Source organism: Parasphingorhabdus sp. (assembly GCF_048269865.1).
Lineage (GTDB): Bacteria > Pseudomonadota > Alphaproteobacteria > Sphingomonadales > Sphingomonadaceae > Parasphingorhabdus.
On sequence record NZ_JBLWUA010000013.1, the window covers coordinates 1 to 23,768 of the forward strand.

Below are 23,768 nucleotides of genomic sequence, written 5' to 3' on the forward strand. Positions count from 1 at the left end.
ACCTAAAAATTAATGATATTACATATCTAACTGCATGAAATATTGGGAATGTTGTTCAAAAGCACTTGATGAACTAACGAGATAATGTATTGGGCGGAACCATGAATGAACGAAGCGGCATAACCAGAAAAATGTCAGGGCTCTTTCGCCTGATGGCGGTTTTGCTCGTTCTGATTATGTCGAGCATGACGGTTGCCGAAGCAGCTGAATGCGTCAGCGAACCACAAAACGCCGAACTGATGTTGATTTCCGACGCCGGGCACTCGGATGAAGCCCCTTCGGATGATCACATATGAAGTGGGCGCCAAAACCAGTTGGTTCGACAGGTCTCTGGTTTTCAATGCAGCCGTATTCTTCGAAGATTTCAGCGACAAGCAAGCTTCTTCCGTGGCAATTCTTGCTAATGGGTTACCAGGCGTTAAGCCGGTCAATGCGGCGGCTGCAGAAGTTTGGGGCCTTGAAATAGATGCAACATGGCAGCCTATAGAAAGCCTAATGTTCACAGGATCCTATGCATACCTGCATGCGAGATATAAAGATTTCAAGTCTCTTACGTCAAACCCCGGTTCTATTGCAACTGCAGGGGAATGCGTAATCAAGATGGTAGAAAGTGCCAGTTTCTGCGAAATTGATAATTCAGGCAATAGTCTAGAGAATGTACCTACCCATTCGTTAAATATTTCGGGGCGTTACACCCATACTATCTCTGACGCTCTGAGCGTGTACATCGAAATGGATGGACGTTACCAAGGAAAGCGCTTCGACAATAGTAGCAATTCCAGATGGTATGACGGTTACTGGTTGTCAGATTTGCAAGTCGGTCTCAGAGGCGAGAATTGGGAACTGATCGGCTATGTCAAGAACGTGTTTGATGACGACACGATCCGCGTTGGCACCACGACAACCGATCTGCGGACATTCACATTACCGTCGACGATTTTTAACGTCGGGAAACCTGGATTACCCGACCCGCGTACCTTCGGGGTTCGTGCAAACTTCCGTTTTTGATCATATGAAACGATAACAGAAGCAATAATTTGTGGCTAAAAAGCCCTGATTTCCATTTCGGATATTGGGGCTTTTTTCCACTCGTCAGCATTCCAGAAATTGCTTTGGCAATAGCTGACCACTCACAAGTCGCTATTGCTTTGTTTGCTGTGCGGTGTCCACAGCTGCCTGGGAAGGAAAAGTTTAATAACCGCTCAGATATGGGTGGTTTACCAATCGTGTGGTCGTCTGCTCGTCTGCCATTTGTGTTTTAGTAGGATTATTTTTATTCTGCCTTTTCACAGGTATGGTCGGGAAAAATGCAGGTCGAATGCGGAGACAATGCAGGTCCCATCACCTTCCATTGCTTTTGGGTCAATGCACTCTCGATGGGCGAAGGCTAGGTTAGAAATTCAACTCAATTTCGATATTGTGCGGCTCGTGCTAATCTTAAAGCCCGCATTCCGCCGTAAATGGAAACTGAAGCAAAATATGGTCGCAAAAGCTCAAGCACGGTTCGATGGCAACCTGACCACCGGACCAATTTTCAAGACTCTGTTGCTCTTTTCCTTGCCGACACTGGGCTCGTCAGTTTTGCAGTCGCTCAATGGATCGATTAACGCGGTATGGATCGGACGGATTTTGGGCGAAGCCGCGCTTGCCGCAACCGCCAATGCAAATTTGGTGATGTTCCTGATGCTAGGAACGGTTTTCGGGTTCGGAATGGCGGCAACGATACTGGTCGGACAGGCAATGGGGCGCGGCGATATCGATGGTGCGAGACGCGTGGTAGGCGCTTCAGCATTCTGGTTTTTCTTTCTTTCGATCATCATTGCGGTACTGGGGTGGATTTTTACGCCGGAGCTTTTGCATTTACTCGACACGCCAGCTGCCTCCGTTCCGCTAGCTATCAGCTATTTGCGAATCATATTTCTCGCGATCCCGATCATGTTTTTTCTCAACTTTCTGATGATGGCGCAGCGGGGTGCTGGAGATGCCACTACGCCTCTCATATTCATGGGGCTATCGGCATTTATCGATATCATCCTCAATCCGGTCCTGATTATGGGCCTGGGGCCGGCACCAGAAATGGGCATTGCCGGTGCGGCAACGGCGACTTTCGTGGCGCAAGCGATCGCGCTTTTCGGAATGCTTCTATATATCTACGCTAAAGACCTACCTATCAGGCTGCGTGGGGTGGAACTCGCCTATATCCGGCCAGCGCGGGACCTTTCGATCAGTATCATAACAAAGGGCTTTCCAATGGGATTGCAGCTGTTCGTGGTCTCCGGATCGGCAGTTGTGATGATCGGATTTGTCAATAGCTATGGCGTATCCACGGCGGCGGCTTACGGGGTCACAGCACAGTTATGGAGCTATATTCAGATGCCTGCTATGGCGCTGGGGTCCGCAACTTCGGCTATGGCTGCGCAAAATATTGGGGCCGGTAAATGGGAGCGCGTCGGTGCGATCACCCGTTCCGGCATCATTGCGAATATCGTTTTAACCGGTGCGATGGTTTTGCTGCTCTATGTGGCCGATCATTTCGCTTTGTCGTTGTTCCTTGGCCCGGAAAGCCCCTCCATCCCGATCGCTGTGTATATCAACAATATCGTGAGCTGGGGCTTCATCCTGTTTGGTGTTATGATGGTGGTGTTCGGAACCGTGCGCGCAACAGGCTCCGTCATACCGCCGTTAATAATCATATTCATCTCGCTGGTCGGTGTCCGCATCGGTACGGCAGTTCTGTTTGAGCCGACCTATGGTGTGGAGGCGGTCTGGTGGTCCTATCCCATAAGCTCTGCGGTTTCGATGGCGCTTGCGCTCGCCTATTACCGTTTCGGCAACTGGCGCAATGCAACTATGATTTCCGGCAGCGCTGCCAACCACGAAAAGGAAGCAGCCGTACCTGCCGAAAATGCAGCAAATGCTTCCGGCCCGACCTAGGTTTTTGTGGAACGAAGATGAAGCGAAAAACTCAACAGCCCCGGCGGGGCTGGTGGTAAAGGACATCCGCAGAGCAACCCGCAAACAATATCACGCGGAAGAAAAATACGGATGGTGATGGAAGGACTGCGCTGAGAGGGTAGCATCGCCGAGTTATGTCGTCGCGAAGGTAACCGGTGTATCGCAATACTTCAATTTTTTGAGAGAAGATGGAGCGTTTGGGATGACCACGCCGGAATGCTATTTCTTCAGTTGCCTTCCGGTATGAGTGGGTCAAGATTTTTTCTTAAAGACACGGCGCTACTACCTTTGGTTGTCGTTAATCTAGTTGAAGTTGCTCGACAATGTCCGGACAAATTATCTAGTAAGTTTCGAGGATGTCCGATGAAGATGATGTCCATGAGAAGGAGTGGGTATGCGGATTAGCATTATCGGTTTTTTACTGGCAGGGTTGGTGTTTACAGGAACAGCGGCGGCTGAAGAGGGACGACAGGACAGACGAGAAGTGGTCGACGATGATGTTTCGGAAGAATTGCGTCTCTGGGTCGATGCGAGGGCTGGAACCGGCAAGCCTGTTCACTGGATCGCCAGTGGCGGCGTTTTTGAGTATCCTACAGGTAAAAAACTTTTTGGGATGGTCGGGTTCGATAGTTCCCGTGTAATCTGGCCGACGAAAAAAGGTGATCCCGTCATACATCTGACGCGCAAGACTTTTGCCTATACCGACCCGGTCACAGATGAAATATTGACGGAATATAACGGCCAACCGGTTACTCCTATCGCCTACCCGTATCAGGTGATCACCTACCGTGTCGAAGAAGGCAAGATTTTTGGCGATGTTGAACAGGGTGCAGGCGCCGCGATACAGCAGATAAAGATGCAAGACGGTATGGGGATGCGCTGGTTAGGACGCGATACATTGGTTGTCTCCGCCCCGATCTTTCTCGATATGCCGCTTCCGAACGGCGCGCGCTATGAAGCCTGGGAGAATTATGATTTTTTTCTGCATAGAAATAATAAAGTCGAAGAACCGCATCAAATGAGTTGGCAGCGCTATGGGGGACTCCCGACGTGGGCCGGAACCGGCAAGGCGATTTATCACTTGCTGTCGTGGCGCGTCGAGCATGAAAGCGAGTTTCCCCCCAAGCTGCTCGAATGGGCAAAAGCGGAAATGCCAATGTGGTTAGTCCCGCCCGCTGACATGGATGAAATCCGCGCGCTTCAGCAGGCTCCCGCCGGTGAAGGTTGGGCCAATTAAGAAAGATCGGATCGAATGATGGGCGGAGTGTTAGAGACTTTTACCGGCGAGCTTCGTTACACAAGTAATGCAGAGGGCCGGCGCGGCGCAGAGCGTGGCCGCGAGAGTTTCCGGATCGACATTCACCGGGACGGTTCTCGCGTCCTCGCTGCCCATGCAGAAATCGACGATGCGCCGTCCGTCGTTCGCGATGTCAACCAGCGGATCGGTCCCGACGGCAGGCCCGAGGACAGTTTCGTGCGTATTGCCGTGGGCGGCAAATTCCGTGGCAGCGGATGGTTTCGTTTCGGCAAGAATATCGCCGAATGTGAATCAATGACGACCATTGAAGGGCGGATTTCCCAGCGCATGGAGCTCGACAGCCCGCTGGTCGCATTCGGAAACCACGCGATAATAAATGATGGTTTTCTGCTGAGCCTTTACGATTTGTCACAGGGCCCCGGGATCCAGCTGATCGAGCATATGTATCTATCTTCTCCTGATCATCGGGGAGCAACGGGACCAATGTTTTTTCCGATAAAATTGGCTATTCAATATCATGGCCGTGAGGAAATAGAAGTTGAGGCAGGACGTTTTGAAGCGCATAAATTCTCCTATCCCGACGTACCGGGCTTGCTAGAGGAGCATCCAGAATATGATCTGTGGTGTACGACGGATGATCATTATATTTTGCTGAAAGCTGCCGTTGGGGGATATATGCAAACTCGCTACGAGCTTGGATCACTTAGTCACGTGCGGCATGACAACGCATGACCATATGGTTGCTAGTCGCGCATATCGCTGTGCTTGGTTACTGGTTGGGTTCCGAACTAGTCATAAATTCAACCTATAAGTATGTCAGCTATCGCGGTGATATGGATTTTGACGAGCGTGCCCGGCTAATGGATCACGTCATGCACGTCGATCAGCACGTGCGCTATGCTTTAGTGCTGCAAGCTGGTCTCGGCTTTATGCTTGCGATAGCATATGGTTTCATACCTGGTGGCGACACTGCGTTTTGGGCAGCGGGCATAGCCATGTTCCTCTGGCTTGGTTTTGTAGAAGCCGTACATCGCTTGCGTCACAATAGTACGGGCATGGCATTTGCATCGATAGACCGCGCTTCTCGCTATGTGCTTATCGCGATTTTTCTTGCGCTAGCTTTTCAATTGATCGGCGGCAGTTGGCCTGCGCCTTTATGGCTGCGAGTTAAATTTGGTCTTTTCGCGGGCATAATTTTATGTGGCGTTGGGATAAGATTCGCGCTGATCGAACATTTCCGGACTTGGAAAACCATGGCAACCGAAGGCGTTACCGATGCGCGTAATGATGTCATCAAGCGCACTTATGTAAAGGCAACATCAGTTCTCGGTCTCCTTTGGGTTTTCATCGCTACAGTGGTTATCGTTAGCATCTGGAAGCCGGTATAATGGAGGCAGAACTAGTCAAACGGCTACGAGAAATCTGCGGCGCTGATACAGTCATTGTCGAGGCAGAAAAGCTTGATGATGCACGTTACGATGTTCACGAAACTGGATGTGCACCAGCCATAATATTGAAGCCGACAGTTGCCGATACTCTTCCCGATGCCATCGCTGAAATTTCGCGTCATGGTTATGCTATTGCACCGCGCGGCGGAGGACTGAGCTACACGGCAGCCTATATTCCGCAATCCGACCGGACTGTCCTGATAGATACTGCGGCGTTAAATCGTATCATCGATATTAATTCGAATGACATGACGATTACGGTCGAATGCGGTGTTACGTGGAAGCAGATTTACGACGCGCTCGCACAATATAAGCTGCGGCTTCCGTTTTTCGGAACATTTTCCGGTAAGGGCGCAACAGTTGGTGGCGGACTGAGCCACGGGGCACTTTTCTTTGGCTCGGCACGACACGGCTCTGCGGCGGAAATGGTCCTAGGGATAGATGTCGCCTGTGCTAATGGGTCCGTGCTCCGTACGGGGCAGGGCGCACTTAAGGTCGAAGGCAAAAGCTTTCTCCGGAGTTTTGGTCCGGATCTCACGGGCTTATTCGTGCACGATGGCGGCACGTTAGGTTTAAAGCTACGCGCAACGCTTCGCCTCATTCCTATGCCAGAGCAGCTTGATTACGCCAGCTTTGCCTATCCAACACTTGAGGCTGCGAGCGACGCGCTATGCGAGCTTGCCCGTGCGGGAGTGGCTGAAGAAGCATATGTTATGGACCCTGCGGCCACCGACCATCTCGACATTGATGCCGCCGAGATGCTCCGCTCAGCCAGTGCGGTAGCGAGATCTGCTGATAACCCTTTGGCAGCAGCGAAGTCGTTGCTCGCTATGGGTAAGGCGGGGGTTTCCGTCATTCCAAAAGGACATTATTCGCTCCACGTCACTGCGGCAGGTCTTTCACGCGAAGCTGTAGCTGCGGACATGAAATCCATTATCCAGATACAAAAAGCGGCCCGTGGCAAACAAGTCACTGCGACCATTCCCATGGCTGCACGAGCCGATCCGTTCGCCAATCTCAATGGTGTCATGGGGCAGGACGGCGGACGATGGGCAGCGCTAAACGCGAAGGTTGCTCTTTCCGATGCGCAGAAGCTTTTGAAAACTTTCAATGCAATGATTGAACCATATGCTGATGAAATGAGTTCCAAGGGCGTGCGCGTGACCCGGCTGGCATCGGCGCTTTCGAACCATTGTTACAGTTTTGAGCCGGTGTTCCATTGGAAAGATATCTGGCTTCCGCTGCACCGAAATGCACCGGATCCGTCGCATGTGCGTAAGTATCAAGAGCCAGATGCCAATCCAGAGGCGCGCGAACTCGTCAATATTTTGCGTCGTAAAACAGTCAACCTGTTTCGTGACTTTGCGGCGGCTTCTAACCAGATCGGGCGTGTCTATCCGTTTCTTTCTGCGTTGTCGAACGAACCGCGCGAGCTGCTATTGACGCTCAAGAACCATCTTGATCCGAAAGGGCTTATGAACCCCGGTGTGCTCGAATTCCCAGTCAATAATCAGACGGAAACATAGGAGATATTAACAACATGGCTGTTCTTTACGCAATCAATTGTCGCGACAAACCTAATTCAAAAGAGAAACGCATGGCGGGTCTCAAGGCTCACCTCGCGCATATGGATGAAGTTTTTGATCGCGTTTCAATCGCTTGTCCCTTGCACGACGAAGAAGGCGGCTTTGCAGGCTCCATGCTGGTGATAAGCGCCACAGACATGGCTGACGCCCGCGCGTTTATCGAGGGCGACCCTTATTATAACTCTGATATCTGGGAATCAATTAAGATTGACCGTGTCGGCGTGACCGCTGGTAGCTGGGTTGGCGGTAAACCCTGGTAAGCTGGCTTAACTCAGCCTTTGAGTTCTCGCAGCAACACGCTGACAAGCTCATCCATATGCGCACGTCTGCGCCGCATCATGTAAATGGGACTAATCCACGCACCATCGCTCAGATCTCGCCATAATATGCCATTAAAGTCACGGCAAAGTGACTGCGGCAAAATTGCGAGGAAATCTGACTGCGAAAGTGCATGGAGCGAAAATAATACCGATGTTGTCATGATACCGGGTTTGGGCATGGGCAGTCCGGCGTTCGAGAATGTTTCTGCGATAATGTCATCAAGCAGGTCAGTGTTGCGGCCGATAATCCAATTTCCATCGGCGAGATCGGAAATGGATTGCGCATCTTGCAATGCCTGGTTGTTTACGCAACCGCCGACGCCCCACGGCTCGCTAGATACCTGCTCCAAAAGAATTCCGTCATATTGTCCGCCAACCTGTGAGGACAGCGCGATGTCGAGTTCGCCGCGATGAAGCGCGGCGACGAAGTCTCGGTCTATTCCTCCTTCGACATCGATCCGCACATTGGGATAATTCTGCGCAAATTGGGTTAGTCGCTTACCGAGTAAGCTGGCGGCTGAAATCGGACTCAGTCCAACCACCAGCCTACCGCGCTCTAGTCCTAATGCAGCGCTAGCCGTGTGGCGAAGCTTTCCGGCGCTTGCAATAATGTCACGGGCATATTCAGAAATGGATTCGCCAAGCCTCGTTGCTGTCATGCCGCGAGTGCCGCGCTCGAATAATTTGCCACCAAGCTCGTTTTCAAGCCGCGACAAACTCTTTGATAGCGCCTGCTGCGTAAGCCCTACTCGCTGGGCTGCTGCGGTCAGGCTGCCTGAATCAAGAACAGCAAGAAAGTGAACAAGTTGCCGGTGTTCCATAATACTATACAACCATAGTTTGTGGTTTTTGACAACCTTTTGTTATGCGTCCGTCAGATGACCATTAAATTGGGTTCAACTAAAACAAACTTAATGCGGAGATATGATATGGCTAGTCTTAAGAGTGTCACACGGTGGGATGAAACTGTTGATGTATTGATTTGCGGCTATGGCTGTGCCGGAGCATCTGCCGCAATCGAAGCTTATGACGTTGAGCCTGACGCAAGAATCCTCGTAATCGAAAAAGCACCGGAACAATTTGCAGGCGGAAATTGCCGTGTCTCCGGCCAGTCCTTGCTGATTTCAAAGAACAAAGAAGCGCTCAAAGACTATCAGAGAAAAATGAGCGAAGCCAATCCCGTGACAGAAGAGTTTCTGGATGAGTGGGCCGACAAAATGGTCAATCTGGAGCCATGGATCCAGAAAATTGCACAAGACGCGGGTGCTGAATTTCTTCGGGGAACCGGCTTTACCGAGCGTGATGCGGTCCTTGAGTTTCCAGAGTTTGGTGCACGCGATGCGGTCGCTTATACCTCGACAATCCTTCCGATTCCTTCAGGCGTCTGGCTGGCGCTCAAATCCAATGTCGAAAAACGCAATATTCCTGTCTGGTTCGATGCCCCGCTGGTGGATCTCATTCAAGACCCTGACACGCTCGAAGTATTCGGCGCGTGGGTCACCCATGATGGAACGCGCAAGGCGGTTCGCGCCGAACGTGCCGTAATCATGGCAGTTGGCGGTTATGAGTCTGACAAACAGATGCAGCGCGATTATTACGGATTGTCCAATGTGACGCCGCTAGGCACACCATATAATCAGGGTGACGGTATCCGCATTCTGCAAAAAGCGGGTGCGGAAATGTGGCATTTGCGCAATCAGGGTCAGTCCGGTGGCATCTGGCCGGGCGTTCACCTTCCGCATCAGGAAACCGCCTATCTGCGCAACTTCATGCTACCGGCATTTAGTTGGTTTGATATCGATAACACCGGACGGCGTTTCTACAATGAAGCAAACGAGCTTCAACTAACCCACTACAAAGAGAAGAAACATGGCAGGTGGGTCGATGTGCCCCTCAACGAAGCTTATCCTGTCTATATGATTTTTGACGAAACCACGCGTCAGGCTGGCAAGCTGGTCCTCGAAGTCATGACGTGGAGTGCAGTTGTGACCGCCGAGCCGTGGAGCGAAGACAATAGTGCGGAAGTGGATTCTGGTTTCATCAAGAGAGCAGATGATTTCGCATCACTCGCGCAGCAAATTGGTGTTGATCCGTCCGTATTCGAGCAAGAGGTGGAGCATTACAACGCATCTTGCGCGGCCGGACAAGATGAGGTGCATGGGCGCAGTGCCGACACATTATTGCCGGTGGCGAATGGTCCTTTCTATGCACTTCCGATCACGCCTGCGATTGTCTGCACGGGCGGCGGTGCCAAACGTGATATGGAAGGTCATGTGTTTGATCACCAAGCCAATGTTATTCCGAGGCTGTTCGAAGTGGGAGAGTTGGGCTCATTCATTTCCGATCTTTATCAGAACGGTTCCTATCTCACCGAAGCAATGATTACCGGACGCGGTGCAGCCCGTTCGGCATTGGCACTTGAACCTGCAACACTTCTCGAAGCAGCGGAATAAGCCATGTTAGTCAAAACACCGGCGATAAAGCTAGGCGTAGAAGTTCGCGAGAGTAACACCGAGGACGGACGATTGATTTTGTCAGGCGTGGCAAATGCGATGCCTTGCACCGTCGAGATCGGGGGCCACGAGCTTGTGCGCCTGATGGGAAAGCTGATTCGTCCGGCCGTTATCGGCCTCGTAATAAAATCGATGTTCAGTTCAGAACCAAAGGACTGAAGTGACGCTGTGATAGAGTTTTTCACCTCACACGAACTCGCCATCCTGAGGTACCTCCATATCCTCGCTATGGTTTTCTGGCTTGGCGGGGAATGGGGAGTGTTTCAAACCTCTTATAAGGTAGTCAATTCTGAGCTGACGGCTCCCGAGAGACTGAGACATCTCGATACAGTTTTCCGTATCGATGTCTTGGCGCGGGTCGGCATTGTCTCGCTCTTGCCGCTTGGTCTACATATGGGATATTTGTGGGGGCTGCAGCCATATGGCGGTACATTTTTAATGGTTGTGTGGATCTTGTGGGTGCTTTGGATTGCCATCACGCTTCTGGCGTTTCGCGACAAAATGGCGAAAAACAAAACAATATTCGGTCATTTGGAAGATTGGTCGCGTTACGCCCTGATCCCTGCCTTGCTTGTTGTCGGGAGCACTTCTTTGTTGGGAATGGGGCCGCTTGAAGCTGGCGAAGGACAGAAATGGTATTCGGTCAAACTGATTATATTCGGCGTAGCGATTATCATCGGATTGGTTCTTCGGTATTTTCTACATAGCTGGCCTGGCATTTTTGCGACCTTGATGAAGGGGCCAGATGCCAAAGCCGAAATGCAGCTCGCAAAATCAATCCGCGCGTCCAGGAGGGTTGCCTTCACCTATTGGATCACAATCCTTGCCGCCGGGTTTTTTGGCGCTGTAAAGCCGATTTAGACCTTACAAGAGGAAATTGGAATATGTACGACGGTAGTTCTCTCATCGCACGTTCGGTTCTCAAGGGGATATTTTTCGTGACTGTTGCAGCAGGCCTTAACGCATGTGCTGTCGCTCCTCTCGCACGAAACAATATTGTGACCTCAACACAGGATGCAGATCGCGCCGCCATTCGCTCGAATGGAGAGCGCTGGATTACCTACTATCAAGCAGGAGAGATCGAAAAGATGCGGGATCTCTACGAGGACGATGCCTTGGTTATGCCAAACGGCTCCCCTCTGCTCCGGGGTTCAGACGAGACCGTCGATTTCTTCGCCCGCAACCGGCGTTCTGGCAATGAAGTGACGTTCCGGTCCGAACCTGAAAATCTGGTGATAGAAGGTGATCGTGCTTATCTGGTAACCCAATATGCAATGCGGATTAAATCACCGGACGGCAAGTTGACCCACATAAAGGGGCGCACTTTTCTGGTCTATCGCCGGGGCACCGATGGAATGTGGCGTCTCTGGCGGGACATGGACAATAGCGCGCCGGATGTCGAGTTGGAGTTTGATTAAGGCGCCGCTTGGACGGCTCCTTTTGCACCATTCTCACGACTAACCCATGTATGCTCCGCCGCTTATATGCAGGATATTTCCGGTCATATACGATGATCCGGGACCGAGCAGAAACAATACAGGTCCGGTCACGTCTTCGGCGACGGCTAGTCGCGCGAGCGGGATTTTTGTCAAATATTCCTTCATATCAAACCGCAAAGGCGCGTCGGGGTCCACAGTCCGGCCGCGTCCGCCGCGCAGGAACGGCGTATCAACCGCACCGGGGGACACAAAATTTATCCGCACGTTCGGTGCGACCTCCCTCGCTACGCTTTGTCCCATCGCCACCAGTCCAGCCTTCGCTGCAACATAGGGCGCATAACCAGGCTGAGGAATATAGGCCATATCGCTGGTGATTAGAACCACGCTGGCAGCATCTCCATGTTGAAGAAGCGGCACCAGTGCCCGTAAACACAAAGTCATGAGGCGCAGGTTGCCGGAGATGATCTCGTCGATCGCCTCGATCGGCCATTCTGTGATTGGCATTCTCTGTCCGGCGAATCCCGAGGCGATGACCAGTCCGTCTAGTTGTGGCATAACCTTCTTTAGCTGCTCAGCCATCTCGTCGACGGATTTCGCGTTTCTGCCATCGAAAGAGATACTATGAGCGGCCGGTGAGGGGGCTTCGGTGATGGATTTTTCCAAATCAATCGCTACTACATTACAGTCAGCCGCGACCAGTTTTTGCACAAGATCACTACCGATTCCGCCGCAGGCCCCGACAACCGCGATATTCGATCCGCGCGGCGGGCTTAGTCCGTTTGAGTCGTTCATTGATCAGATCTCCGATGATGCAGATTGCCGATTTTTCATGCCATTCAAAACGGTTTGATGTTGCCGAGGAACGCTGTTCCCAAAAGTAGCAGGTAAACCACCCATACCCACACACGGGTACGATCCATCGTTCGTCGTAAAGGTATTTCCGTTGCATCCGACGAACCTTCGCTGATGAGTTTGCCGAGCAGCGGACCTACCGGCTTGAACGCGACGTCGATCATGATGGCTGCAGCGAAGATCAGGCCGAACATCACCGCTTTTGTAGCTAGCCAGGCCGGTGCCAACGGTGCGCCTTCAACCAAAGAAATAATGCCAAGCCCGAGATAGAAAACCGTCAGGCCAATTTTCAACACAGATTCGATTTTATTGTCGCGTTTCGCACGTTCTGTTTGATCGTGAATATGCGCATCCCAGACCAGCCAAAGCCAAAACCCGCCTATTATCCATGCCAGACCAACCACCCAGATGGGCAAGTCCCACCAGCCGCCGGCATCGACCATCGTCAATGTAAGTGGCACCATTAAAGCCCACGCAGAGCGCGGGACCATATCTACATTTACTAGCAATTGCAGTAACGCAAGTCTTTGAGGCAAGCTCCATTTTTCCCGTTTGCGAAAATGCTGACCGAGCATGAAAACCCCGACATCAGCTCCCAACCAGAGAACAAAAAGCAATAAATGGGCAAAAACCAGAATTTGGTAATAACTAACGGAAAACTCTGCCATTTTAGTTGGTCTTTCCTGTGATGCACGTAATCAAATTTGTGCAGATCGTTTTTCAAACGCAAATCCCATCTTGCATAATAAAATAGTTTGTGCAAGTTGTCCGGACAAATTATGATAGCATCTGAAAAAGGGAGTAGAATTTATGGGACGGACAAAATGGCTAACTGGGGCGGCGCTGATCGTCTTCACTGCTGCTGCATATCCATCATATGCGGTAGCAAACACACTCGGGGAAGATGCGGCGCAGGAACAGAGTTTGAATGAGCAGGACGCGCAAGAGGGCGGCCTGAACGTGATTGTCGTAACGGCCCAGCGGCGTCAGGAAAGCGTTCAGGACATTCCTATCGCAATCAGTGCTTTTGACTCCGCCGAACTTCAAACGCGCGGTGTCAGTAATGCTCTCGAGGTTACGCAATTTGTTCCCAATTTTGTGGGTATTAACAATACCGGTTTGGGTTCGGCAAACGCATATTATTTACGCGGACTTGGCAATACCGAATCGATTGCAACATTCGATCCGCCCATCGGAACCTATCTCGACGATATTTATCTTTCGCGTCAGAACGCCAATAATCTCTCGTTGTTTGATGTAGAGCGCGTCGAAGTTCTCCGCGGCCCGCAAGGTACATTATTTGGCCGAAATACAACAGGCGGGGCTGTTGCCGTTTTTCTGAAGGAGCCGGAAGATCGTGTAGGTGGATATGGTGAAGTGGGTTACGGTTCATATCAGCAATACACAGCGCGCGGATCTGTCGACGTGCCGCTTGCCGACAGTTTTGCAGTTAAGGTTTCTGGCTATTTTCAGGACGACAGGGGTTATGCCAAGAATACGTCGACCGGCGAAAGGCTCAACTACAATGACGGATGGGGCGTACGGCTTGGATTGCGCGGAGAACTCTCTGAAAATGCCCGGTGGACAGGATCTTATATCCACACGTTTTCCGATAGTGCCAATTTGACCAATTTTGATTGCGATCCTGCTAACCCATCGAATTGTGACGGTCGCTTCATCACCACGGGTCTGACAAAAAACAGCAATTTCGGTGGTCGTTTGTCAGGTGAAAAAGATAATTATGGCCTTGGCGTAGAGACCACCATGGACTTCATATCGTCCAACCTTGAGCTTGGTGACCGCGATTTCAGTGTCAATATCATCACGGGGTATGTTTATACGACACAGGATTTTGCACTGGATTTCGCCGATGGTCGCGCGCTACCAAGCATAAATACACCGTTTACCCCGGTTCTCGCCTATAAATTTGGCGGCTTTACCGTGGTAAACGAGGGTGAGTTTTCACAATTCTCCCAAGAAATAAAGGTTAATGCTTCTCTGGCTGACGGATTGATTGATCTAGTCGGTGGCGTATATTATTTTGAAGAAAGCAATTACACGGATCTAGCCGACGTATTTAGTGTCGGCCAATCTTCCGTTGCAGCACCAGGCGGAATACCGCTGATACTCGCCGATAGAACGGTTCGGAACTCGACGAAGGCTTATGCAGGTTACTTGCAAGGCGACTTGAACCTTACTGACCAGCTCAAATTGACCGCTGGTGTGCGCTATACGGACGAGACGAAGACATTCTCGGTTTCCGATAATAAAGCTTCTTGCCGCGATGGTTCAATCGAAGCGACATGTATCGATAATATGAATTTATTCGCTCCCAATGGCCGGGCCATCCCGCGTAAACAAAATATCAAAATCTGGACACCTCGTTTTGCCGTTAATTTCCAGGCAACCAATGACCTCTTGTTATATGCGTCTGCAACACGCGGGTTTAAATCCGGTGGCTGGAACGCACGGGGTCTGAGTGCCAGCGAACTGCTGCCATTCGATGCAGAAAAGGCCTGGAGCTACGAAGCCGGTCTCAAGACAGAACTTTTTGATCGCAGACTTCGTTTTAATCTGGCCGGTTACTGGCTGGATGTTGCAAAGCTTCAAACTCCGACAGGCTTCACGCGACTTAACGGCGCCATTGGTTTCGTGACCAGCAACTTTGCCGATTACCGCAACAAGGGCATTGAGCTTGAGATCAACGCAGCACCGGTAGATGGTCTAAACTTATTTGCTTCGTTGGGCTACCAGGACGATAAATATATCGTTGATCTTAATAACGTTGCGAACAATGCATTCGGCGTCCAGTCGGTTGCCTCCCAACTTGCAAATTGCCAAGCACAGATTGCAGCAGGCCTTGTGCCGGGCGGCGATGCGACGGCCTGCGGGCAAGGTATTGTAGCGCCAAATGGCCAGATTGGTGAGCCCGTCCGTTCGCCGAAGTTCAATATTTCGCTTGGCGCGAGCTACAAGGCCGATCTGGGCGGCGGCTTAACGCTTACTCCGGCAGTCAATGCGAACTGGTTGGACAAGCTAGAAGTCGGGACCAATAATATTACCTTCTATGACGATCCTGTCACGAGCAGTGCCGGTCCGGTATATAATAACAATACAACTGGGCAGGGTGCCCGGCTGTCGGGTTCCGCGACCGAAGCGCGCTGGATTGTGAACGGCACGCTCACGTTGAGAAGCGAACAAGGCTGGTCATTATCAGCCGAGTGCCGGAATTGCTTTGATGAAAAGACGATTACATCCACGCTTGCCAACGTCGAATATCTCAACGCTCCCCGCTCATGGTTAGTGAAAGCGCGGTTTGATTTCTAAAAGAAGCAACACATGAAGCGGCCGGTGTATCAATATACCCGGCCGCTCTCTTCTCTTTGGATCAGATTGTTTGGATAGAAAAATGACGGCACCCAAAGATAAATCCGCTGACGGCGCCCCGGGAGAGTTTTCGCTTGGATGGACAGTCTTGCTTGCGGCATTGTTGGGCGTAACTTGCGGAGCGTCCCCGATTCCTTTCAATCTCATCGCGTTTACAGTCGAGCCATTGAGCGCCGAATTTGGTTGGTCGCGCACGGAGATCATATTCCCGGCGACGATATATGGTTTGATAGCGTCCTTTCTTGCCCCTTTATTCGGCTGGATGGCAGATCGATATGGTGTACGACCTGTCGCCCTTTGGTCGCTATTTGCATTTGGTATCGCGCTGGCGGCTATTGCACTGACCCCCATAAGCAATGATCAGACGACCTTATACACTTATTACGGTCTCTGGATCATTATTGGCCTTGTTGGCATCGGCTCGACACCCGTGACTTGGAGTCGGGCAATAAATTTATGGTTTTTCAAGCATAGAGGATTGGCTCTCGGCATATTGCTGCTGGGCACGAGCATCGCTGCTCTCATTGTTCCGAAGATCGCCGTGTGGGCAATCGCCGAATATGGCTGGCGCAACATGTTCGCAATCATGGCACTCCTTCCCTTGCTTATCGCGTTGCCAGTCGCTTATTTCCTTTTTCGAGACCCGACGCCAGCAGAGCGACCCCGTGCCATCGGTGGTGCCGACGGAAGATTAACCGGTATGACGCTGTCCCGGACGATCAGAGGATACCGATTCCACATCATGTGGGTATCCATCACCATAGTGGCGGGTTGTTACGCTGGCGCATTTATCAACATGCCGACAATCCTAGCCGACAAGGGATTGAGCGCACAAACTGCGGCGAGTGTGATGGGCGTGCTTGGTATAGGAATTTTGGTCGGGCGTTTGTTGACGGGTGCGCTGCTTGATCGTTTCTGGCAGGGATTCGTCGCTTTCCCATTACTGTGTTTGCCGGCGATCACATGCGTGATTCTGCTTGGAGATGATGTAAGCTTCATGATGGCTGCAGTTGCAGCGTTTTTTCTTGGCTTTGCCGCCGGTGCCGAATCGGATCTTATCGCTTATCTTGCAGGTCGATATTTCGGTATGTTGCATTATGGGAAAATATACGGATCGCTCTATATGCCCTTCGGCATTGCATCGGCATTATCTTCGATTCTCTACGCCTATGTGCGCGATGTCACCGGAAGCTACGACGCCGTTTTAATCGTCGCTTTCTTCGGTTTCATTATCGGCGGGGCTTTGTTACTCTTGCTCGGACGCTACCCCGACAATTTTGACGTAGCACCAGAGCCATCATCGGATGCGCTCCCCTCGTTAGCGTAAATTCGTAATGAGGTGACCGCGGCAGTAAGAAGCCGATTCCGATTTCTCTAACCTACTGAATCGACTTAAAGAGGCGGTCGTTGAAACATATTTGGTCCGCTGTACCGCGATGGGGTCAAGTGGATTCCACTCACCGGATAGCTTTCATCGACCAATCAATCTTTCAATGTGTCAAGGTAAGCAATCACTTCCGTTCTTTGTTCGTCATTTCGAAGGCCGGCATAAGCCATTTTAGTGCCTGGCACCGTCTTTAACGGTTCCTTCAAATATGTATTCAAAGTCGCATTGTCCCATACAAGGCCAGATGATTTCATGGCAGGTGAATAGGCATAGCCAGCTTTTTGTGCGGCCGGATTCCCAGCGACACCCCAAAGATTGGGACCAATGCCATTGCCACCGTCTTTTTCAACATTGTGGCAGGTGCCGCATTGTGCAAATCCGGCAGGCCGCGTCGCTGCGATCTCTGTTGCTCCGATTGAAGCGGTTCCCGTTTCAGCGCTTTCAGTTTGCATAGCAGCCGTATCGTTTTGTTTCGGTGCGCTAGCTGTTTCTGAACCACACGCAGTTAACAAAAGCATCGGGGTGGCAGATAGTAAAAGCAATTTCATTGTCATTTCCCTTTTTACGGTTTTGCTTTGCGGATTATCCCACTGCGGCAGTGGACAGCAACTCTTCTATATCTGCGTCATCATATCCCAACGCCGCAAGTGTCTCCTGCGCATCTGCGCCCGCTTCGGGCATAGTGAAGCTGCTTGACGGCCGTTTGCCGCTCATGGCTATTGGCAGGGTCGGCAGTTTCGTCTTGGAGCCATCGGCCAATATGGTTTCTTCCAGCCCATCGCCGCTGTTAAGATGGGGGTCATCAAACATATCCTCCGGCCTGGCGATCGGTGCGAACGGCAGGCCCGTGCCCTCGAGTTTTTCGATCAGCTCATCTCGCGCAAAGCCACTGATCAATTTCCGAATTTGCGGCATGATACGCTCCCGCGCGGCCACGCGGTTGTTATTTTCGCGAATGCTCTCGTCTGCCCAAAGGACATCGAGACCGAAGAGTTTGCAGAATTTCTCCCACAGCACATCAGTGACCACACCGATGAAGATCGGATCATCCCTGGTCTGGAACACATCGTAAATCGCCCATGCCGATATGCGCGCAGGCATCGGGTCGGCGGCTTTGCCGGTGACGGCCATTTGGGCCATATGTTGACCGACCAGATAGACGGTAGTTTCGAAGAGCGAGCTTTGCACCATTTGACCCTTGCCGGTGCGGTGACGTTCCTCGACCGCTGCAAGAATGGCGATCACCCCGAACATGCCGCCGGTAACGTCGATTACGCTCGAACCAGCGCGTAATGGCTGGCCCGGAGGGCCGGTCATATAGGCAAGGCCGCCCATCATCTGCGCGACTTCATCTAGCGCCGTCCGGTTCTCGTAAGGTCCGGGCAGAAATCCTTTTTCCGAACAGTAGACCAGTCTTTCATTGGTCTCGGCCAATTTGTCATAGCCCAGCCCCAACCGGTCCAGCGCACCGGGTCTGAAATTCTCAACCAGTATATCCGCGCCATCCGCCAGCTGTCTTGCAATCTCCAGACCCTTCTCGCTTTTCAGGTTGAGGCAAATGCTCTTCTTGTGCCGGTTGTACATAGGGAAATAGCCCGATCCGGAGCCCACCAGATTACGCGTACGGTCGCCGCCGATCGGCTCGACACGAATGACTTCTGCGCCCAGCGAGGCAAGGATCGAACCCACCGCCGGACCCATCACCATATGAGTGAATTCAACGACCTTCAGGCCTGCAAGAGGAGTTGGTCCAGTCATGCTGCTGCCCTTTCAAATCCAAGTGGCAATCCGGCATCAGGGGTGAATCCGTAAAGTGGTTCGCCGGGCAAAGCTTCTGCGATAATATCGCGGACCTTCAAGAGCTTTTCCAGATCAATGCCGGTATCAATGCCCATTGCCTCCAGCATGAACACAAGATCTTCGGTCACGATATTGCCCGATGCTCCCGGCGCAAAAGGACAACCACCAAGACCGCCAAGTGAACTGTCGAAGGTGGTAATGCCTTCCGCCAGTCCCGCCATAACATTGGCCAGGCCCAAACCGCGCGTATTGTGCAGGTGCAGTGTATTGAGCTTATCACTGCCGATCGCAGCCTTTACGGCACGCACGAGTCGCGTGACCTGAGCGGGATTGGCATAGCCCGTTGTGTCAGACAGGCCGACTTCGGCGACACCTGCTTCCATCGCAGCCACGGCAAGCCGGACGATCTGATCGTCAGAAACCGGTCCCTCAATCGTGCATCCAAAAGCAGTCGAAAGACCAACTTCGAAATGCGGACGCCGGTCTTCGGGTTGCCGGGCCACCAGATCGGCAATCGCTTTGATCTCCGCGATCATTGCCGGATGGTCCTTGCGAACATTGTTGATGGAATGGGTTTCCGACATCGAAAACGGGATAGACATTTTATCGACGCCCGCTTTGATAGCATTTTCCGCGCCGCGCAAATTGGGGATGAGCGCCACGACATCGAGATCCGGAATGGTTTTGGCGAAGGCGACAATATCTGCGGTATCCGCCATTTGCGGGAGCAGCTTTGGTGGCACGAAGCTGCCGACTTCGATTTCGCTGACCCCCGCTTCCGCTTCGGCCTTGATCCACGCTTTCTTGGCTTCGGTGGGCATAACCCGGTCGACGCTTTGCAGCCCGTCACGTGGTCCAACTTCGCTGATCTGAACGGATCGGGTCATTGTTCTGCTCCTAAATATATCCAAGGTCTGATGGTCTGGTCCGCCTTTTGCCATGCAGCGATATCATCGGCCATTTTCAAACTGAGGTCGATTGCATCCAGTCCGTCAAGCAACATCGCCTTGGCCTCTTCGTCAATGGCGAAGGTCCAATTCGGCCCCTGTTCGATGCTGACCTTTTGTTCAGGGAGATCGATTGTGACCGGTAATCCTGCCTGTTCGATGGCCCCGATGGCTTCACTGTCCAGTACAACCGGCAATATACCGTTGCGGACACAGTTTCCTGCGAAAATCGGCGCGAAGCTAGCTGCGATGACTGCGCGAAATCCATATTCCGCCAGTGCCCACACGGCATGTTCGCGGCTCGATCCACTACCGAAATTCTTACCGCTGAGAATGATCCGGCTGTCCAAAAAAAACGGATCATTCAAGATGAAATCCGAATCGGGGTCGCGTCCCCCAATTTCGGTGTAGCGCCAACCTGCGAACAGTCCGTCGGCGAGCCCTGTCCTGCCGGTACTCTTCATTTCGCGTGAGGGAATGATCTGGTCTGTGTCGATATTGTCACGGATTAGCGGCATTGGCAAAGAGGTGAGGGTGGTGAACGGTTCAGCCATTGGCGATTTCCCGTGGATCCGCAATCGCTCCGGCGATGGCGCTGGCGACAACGGTCTCAGGGCTGGCAATATGGGTTTTGACCTTCGGTCCCTGACGGCTTTCGAAATTGCGGTTGGTGGTTGAGATGACCCGCGAACCGGCGTCAAAACTCTCTCCGCCCGCATAGAAACACATGGAGCAGCCACTTTCACGCCATTCGAATCCGGCGTTTTTAAAAATTTGGTCGATACCTTCTGCTTCGGCCTCGCGTTTAACGCGTGTGGAGCCGGGAACGCAGATCGCCTTTACGCCATTGGCAATTTTTTTGCCTTCGAGCAATGCTGATGCACGACGGAGATCACTAAGCCGGCTATTGGTGCAACTACCGATAAATGCCGCATCAATCGGGACGCCTTTGATAGGTTGGCCTTTTTTCAAAGCAATATATTCGAGAGCCCGAGCTTCCGCCTCGCTCGGCACGGCCGCGTCAATAGCTATGGTTTGCCCCGGATTTGTGCCCCAGCTGACCATCGGCGCCACTTTTCTCGCATCAATTGTGATTTCCTGATCGAAGCTGGCTTGTCCGTCGCTGCGGAGCGATTTCCAGCTTGCTACAGCGTCATCCCACATCGCGCCGTGGGGCGCGTAACGACGGCCCCTGAGATATGTGTATGTCTTGTCATCTGGCGCAATAAAGCCGGACAGGGCAGAAAATTCCGTGGCCATGTTGCACAAGGTCATCCGACCTTCCATATCCAGCGCGGTTACGGCTTCACCGGCAAATTCAACTGCGTGCCCTTTTCCGCCAGCTGCTCCATGATTGGCCAGTAGCGTCAGGATCATGTCCTTTGCCGTCGTGCCTTCAGTTAGCTTGCGGGTAAACGTCACTCGCATGGATTTCGGTTTCGCAAGCCGCAGCGCGCCTGTCGCCATCGCGTGTTCTGCTTCTGATGAGCCGATACCCCATGCCAATGCCCCAAAAGCACCTTGCGTGCAGGTATGGCTATCGGGCGCTATAAGTGTGCAGCCCGGTAGCACGATACCCAGTTCCGGAGAAATCACATGAACAATACCCTGATTGGGGTCATTCACATCAAACAAGGTGATTCCAGCAGTTTTCGCAGCGGCCCGGGTCTCGGTAATAAACGCCTGGCCGCCGGGCATCAGCGTCTGGTCGGTGCGTCCCGGGCGAGTGTCGACAATATGATCTGTCACCGCAAAAACACGCGCGGGGTCTGCAACCTTACGGCCCTCCTCCGCGAGCGAATTCAAAGCTACGGCGCCTGTCCGTTCGTGCAGAAACACGCGGTCAATAGCGATCAGCGCGCCACCGCCGGGTATATCAGCGATGACGTGGCTGTCCCACAGCTTGTCAAATAGGGATTGCGGCTGGTTCAGATGCTATTTCCCATTTTCTTGTCCACCGCAAGCCAGTCTTTTGTCACGAACTTTTCCTGAATAGCGGTGCGGGTTTCCAGCACACCATCCCGGATCCAATGCCATGTCCGACAACGATTTTGACCATCATCGGAAATCTGGATCTGTTCGTAAAGATAGAGCGACGGATCGCCAGTACGCTGCCAGTAAAGCATCACGGTGCGATTATATTGGTCGAGCGGTACTTCGGCAGCCCAGCCAATGATCAACTCATTGTTCCACCAGACGCGTTTGTCGCGAAACTCGGCAGGAAAATCGCGCGTCTCGGTCTTGCCATCGGCCCACGTGTAATAGTTGGATTGATGATAGGGTGCCGGCCCTTCGTCGGGAAAACGGCACAGCAGGCGTGAGGCGTGCTCGTCGATCTTTTCATTTTGTGCATTGAAATAGGTATATGTTCCATCCCACACGCCTTCGTGGCGGGCCAGTAACGGCATTTCTTCTTTAATTCCCATGATCGCTCCTTTGTCTTGATTCTAGTGCCAAATGATAATGTTTGGCCGCTCGGGCATTTAGCAGATCAAGATGCTGCTTTGCTAATCGCTCGGGAAGCAGAGCCGTTGTGTCGAACGCTCTGGTATGATTCTTGTCCGCTTTATACCACGGCTTGAATATCTCCGCTGACCTGACAATCTGCCACGCTTTTGTGAGATAATTACCAAAACGGTCGGGCGAAAGATCAGGGTATAGACGGTCCGGATCCCCAGTCGGAAGATCTGCAAAAACTATTGATTTGGCGGCAAGCTTCACCGCTACTTGATCGACCACAGCCTGCCATCCATCCCAAGTCGAGGGTGGCTCTCCGGTCCAGTTATCCGAGAGTCCATGCCCGGGTAAATCAATCGCAATATTGTCACCGGATATCGATCGATCAATTGCTGATCCGGGAGCATGGAGCACAAGATTGCTCGCACCCCGCGAACCGTGCCAGTGAATTAATCCCGTGAAACGATCCGTTTTGACTCCAACAAAGCCTTCGTCGTTCGCTTCTTTCAATTTAGGCAGGGCAGTTCGGTCTGCCTCCAGCAGGTGCGCCAGACTGACCGTCTGATGCTCTTCCGGATTTGCCACCTTGCGCGCTGACCAGGATGGCGGCATTTCGCCGAGCCGGGCAATATGGTCTTGCAGAGGATCACCATCATAGGCGCTGATCAGACAAGGCGGCACGTTTGCATCAACCGCCGGAATATCACGCGGTGCACGGAGGACCGCACCGTAGCCAGCCTGATAGGCATTCCCCGCATCGAGCATGTCGCGTATCACCGCATCGACCCGTTGGGGATCATCATGGGCAACCGACAGCCGATGTTCGCCATCGGTTGCAAACCAAGGGAAAAACCAGGTCTGTTCCAATATCCGGTTCCACAGCCAGGTTAGGTGTTCCCCGTAAGCCGAAGGATAGAATGCGGGCAGATATTTTTCACTGAACAGTGCCACTTCCTCTTCCGACCAGATCGCATAGCCACCCACTGCCAATGCGGCGAATCGATTCGGGTGCCGCTTGATCGCCGTAACGAGAATGATTCCGCCGGAATGGAATCCATATGCCGCACATTTCTGGATGCCGATGGCATCCAGAAATTCGATAATCGCATCGGCAAATCCATTAATTTCGGGATTGCCGTCCCACGGATCAGATTGCCCGAAACCGGGGGTATCCGGCGCTATACAGGTGAAATAGCCAGACCATTTTTCCATTAAAGCTTCATATTCTTTTGAACTGCGCGGGCTTTGGTGCACCATCAATAGTGGCGGGCCACTGCCGCTCTTGCGATAGTGGATACGGCGTTTGCTGGCGTCTTTAACGACGTCGATATAGTGGCGTGTGATCATGCCGCCCAATTTGTCCGGACAAATATATCTAGACAAGTCTTTTTTGCAGATTATTGTAAATTTATCGAATCC

At 52.1% G+C, this 23,768-nt stretch carries 24 protein-coding genes; 14 read left to right on the forward strand and 10 right to left on the reverse strand.

The window, feature by feature from the left end:
* Positions 1 to 89: 89 nt before the first annotated feature.
* From ACN0WW_RS15830 to ACN0WW_RS15865, 8 genes are all read left to right on the forward strand, one after another.
* On the forward strand, positions 90 to 296 hold the full coding sequence (locus ACN0WW_RS15830; RefSeq protein WP_417613843.1) for a hypothetical protein: 207 nt from the start codon (positions 90 to 92) through the stop codon (positions 294 to 296).
* Entirely contained in the window at positions 283 to 1,008 is a 726-nt protein-coding gene (locus ACN0WW_RS15835; RefSeq protein WP_417613844.1) for a TonB-dependent receptor domain-containing protein, read from the forward strand. Before ACN0WW_RS15830 ends, ACN0WW_RS15835 begins: the two co-directional genes overlap by 14 nt.
* Positions 1,009 to 1,143: 135 nt before the next feature.
* Positions 1,144 to 2,934: an MATE family efflux transporter gene (locus ACN0WW_RS15840; protein ID WP_417613845.1), complete on the forward strand. Its 1,791-nt coding sequence runs from the start codon at positions 1,144 to 1,146 to the stop codon at positions 2,932 to 2,934.
* 415 nt (positions 2,935 to 3,349) lie between these two features.
* Positions 3,350 to 4,192, forward strand: coding sequence for a DUF1838 family protein (locus tag ACN0WW_RS15845; RefSeq protein WP_417613846.1), 843 nt, complete (start codon positions 3,350 to 3,352; stop codon positions 4,190 to 4,192).
* A 27-nt stretch (positions 4,193 to 4,219) separates the two neighbouring features.
* Positions 4,220 to 4,945 (forward strand): hypothetical protein, encoded by a 726-nt coding sequence (locus tag ACN0WW_RS15850; RefSeq protein ID WP_417613847.1) that lies wholly within the window; start codon positions 4,220 to 4,222, stop codon positions 4,943 to 4,945.
* Entirely contained in the window at positions 4,942 to 5,601 is a 660-nt protein-coding gene (locus ACN0WW_RS15855; protein WP_417613848.1) for a hypothetical protein, read from the forward strand. Before ACN0WW_RS15850 ends, ACN0WW_RS15855 begins: the two co-directional genes overlap by 4 nt.
* The gene (locus ACN0WW_RS15860; RefSeq protein WP_417613849.1) at positions 5,601 to 7,187 is read left to right on the forward strand and encodes an FAD-binding oxidoreductase; all 1,587 of its coding nucleotides are present in this window, start codon (positions 5,601 to 5,603) and stop codon (positions 7,185 to 7,187) included. Before ACN0WW_RS15855 ends, ACN0WW_RS15860 begins: the two co-directional genes overlap by 1 nt.
* Positions 7,188 to 7,201: 14 nt before the next feature.
* Complete coding sequence (locus tag ACN0WW_RS15865; RefSeq protein ID WP_417613850.1) at positions 7,202 to 7,507, forward strand: YciI family protein; 306 nt, start codon at positions 7,202 to 7,204, stop codon at positions 7,505 to 7,507.
* 11 nt (positions 7,508 to 7,518) lie between these two features.
* On the opposite strand, the gene ACN0WW_RS15870 is transcribed toward ACN0WW_RS15865, so the two are convergent.
* Positions 7,519 to 8,388, reverse strand: a complete 870-nt coding sequence (locus tag ACN0WW_RS15870; protein WP_417613851.1) for a LysR family transcriptional regulator — start codon at positions 8,386 to 8,388, stop codon at positions 7,519 to 7,521.
* A gap of 57 nt (positions 8,389 to 8,445) precedes the next feature.
* On the opposite strand from ACN0WW_RS15870, the gene ACN0WW_RS15875 reads away from it, so the two are divergent.
* Genes ACN0WW_RS15875 through ACN0WW_RS15890 form a run of 4 tightly spaced genes read left to right on the forward strand, consistent with a single transcriptional unit; the run spans position 8,446 to position 11,498 of the window.
* Positions 8,446 to 10,020 carry an FAD-binding protein gene (locus ACN0WW_RS15875; protein ID WP_417613852.1) on the forward strand — a complete coding sequence of 525 codons (1,575 nt, stop codon included), beginning with the start codon at positions 8,446 to 8,448 and terminating at the stop codon, positions 10,018 to 10,020.
* 3 nt (positions 10,021 to 10,023) lie between these two features.
* Positions 10,024 to 10,239 carry a hypothetical protein gene (locus ACN0WW_RS15880; protein WP_417613853.1) on the forward strand — a complete coding sequence of 72 codons (216 nt, stop codon included), beginning with the start codon at positions 10,024 to 10,026 and terminating at the stop codon, positions 10,237 to 10,239.
* Between the two features lie 9 nt (positions 10,240 to 10,248).
* Positions 10,249 to 10,941, forward strand: a complete 693-nt coding sequence (locus tag ACN0WW_RS15885) for a hypothetical protein (RefSeq protein WP_417613854.1) — start codon at positions 10,249 to 10,251, stop codon at positions 10,939 to 10,941.
* Between the two features lie 23 nt (positions 10,942 to 10,964).
* Positions 10,965 to 11,498 carry a YybH family protein gene (locus tag ACN0WW_RS15890; RefSeq protein ID WP_417613855.1) on the forward strand — a complete coding sequence of 178 codons (534 nt, stop codon included), beginning with the start codon at positions 10,965 to 10,967 and terminating at the stop codon, positions 11,496 to 11,498.
* A 39-nt stretch (positions 11,499 to 11,537) separates the two neighbouring features.
* On the opposite strand, the gene ACN0WW_RS15895 is transcribed toward ACN0WW_RS15890, so the two are convergent.
* Entirely contained in the window at positions 11,538 to 12,311 is a 774-nt protein-coding gene (locus ACN0WW_RS15895; RefSeq protein ID WP_417613856.1) for an SDR family NAD(P)-dependent oxidoreductase, read from the reverse strand.
* 44 nt (positions 12,312 to 12,355) lie between these two features.
* Complete coding sequence (locus tag ACN0WW_RS15900; RefSeq protein ID WP_417613857.1) at positions 12,356 to 13,039, reverse strand: hypothetical protein; 684 nt, start codon at positions 13,037 to 13,039, stop codon at positions 12,356 to 12,358.
* A 142-nt stretch (positions 13,040 to 13,181) separates the two neighbouring features.
* On the opposite strand from ACN0WW_RS15900, the gene ACN0WW_RS15905 reads away from it, so the two are divergent.
* Positions 13,182 to 15,698, forward strand: coding sequence for a TonB-dependent receptor (locus ACN0WW_RS15905; protein ID WP_417613858.1), 2,517 nt, complete (start codon positions 13,182 to 13,184; stop codon positions 15,696 to 15,698).
* Positions 15,699 to 15,780: 82 nt separating this feature from the next.
* On the forward strand, positions 15,781 to 17,085 hold the full coding sequence (locus ACN0WW_RS15910) for an MFS transporter (protein WP_417613859.1): 1,305 nt from the start codon (positions 15,781 to 15,783) through the stop codon (positions 17,083 to 17,085).
* 155 nt (positions 17,086 to 17,240) lie between these two features.
* On the opposite strand, the gene ACN0WW_RS15915 is transcribed toward ACN0WW_RS15910, so the two are convergent.
* Genes ACN0WW_RS15915 through ACN0WW_RS15945 form a run of 7 tightly spaced genes read right to left on the reverse strand, consistent with a single transcriptional unit; the run spans position 17,241 to position 23,696 of the window.
* Positions 17,241 to 17,693 (reverse strand): c-type cytochrome, encoded by a 453-nt coding sequence (locus ACN0WW_RS15915; protein WP_417613860.1) that lies wholly within the window; start codon positions 17,691 to 17,693, stop codon positions 17,241 to 17,243.
* A 34-nt stretch (positions 17,694 to 17,727) separates the two neighbouring features.
* On the reverse strand, positions 17,728 to 18,903 hold the full coding sequence (locus ACN0WW_RS15920) for a CaiB/BaiF CoA transferase family protein (RefSeq protein ID WP_417613861.1): 1,176 nt from the start codon (positions 18,901 to 18,903) through the stop codon (positions 17,728 to 17,730).
* Positions 18,900 to 19,832, reverse strand: coding sequence for a hydroxymethylglutaryl-CoA lyase (locus ACN0WW_RS15925; protein ID WP_417613862.1), 933 nt, complete (start codon positions 19,830 to 19,832; stop codon positions 18,900 to 18,902). Before ACN0WW_RS15925 ends, ACN0WW_RS15920 begins: the two co-directional genes overlap by 4 nt.
* Positions 19,829 to 20,446 (reverse strand): 3-isopropylmalate dehydratase small subunit, encoded by a 618-nt coding sequence (leuD, locus tag ACN0WW_RS15930; protein WP_417613863.1) that lies wholly within the window; start codon positions 20,444 to 20,446, stop codon positions 19,829 to 19,831. The genes ACN0WW_RS15925 and leuD overlap by 4 nt, the downstream gene beginning before the upstream one ends.
* Positions 20,439 to 21,824 (reverse strand): 3-isopropylmalate dehydratase large subunit, encoded by a 1,386-nt coding sequence (locus ACN0WW_RS15935; RefSeq protein WP_417613943.1) that lies wholly within the window; start codon positions 21,822 to 21,824, stop codon positions 20,439 to 20,441. Before ACN0WW_RS15935 ends, leuD begins: the two co-directional genes overlap by 8 nt.
* Entirely contained in the window at positions 21,821 to 22,318 is a 498-nt protein-coding gene (locus tag ACN0WW_RS15940) for a DUF3598 domain-containing protein (RefSeq protein WP_417613865.1), read from the reverse strand. Before ACN0WW_RS15940 ends, ACN0WW_RS15935 begins: the two co-directional genes overlap by 4 nt.
* Complete coding sequence (locus ACN0WW_RS15945) at positions 22,308 to 23,696, reverse strand: alpha/beta fold hydrolase (RefSeq protein WP_417613867.1); 1,389 nt, start codon at positions 23,694 to 23,696, stop codon at positions 22,308 to 22,310. Before ACN0WW_RS15945 ends, ACN0WW_RS15940 begins: the two co-directional genes overlap by 11 nt.
* Positions 23,697 to 23,768: the final 72 nt, after the last annotated feature.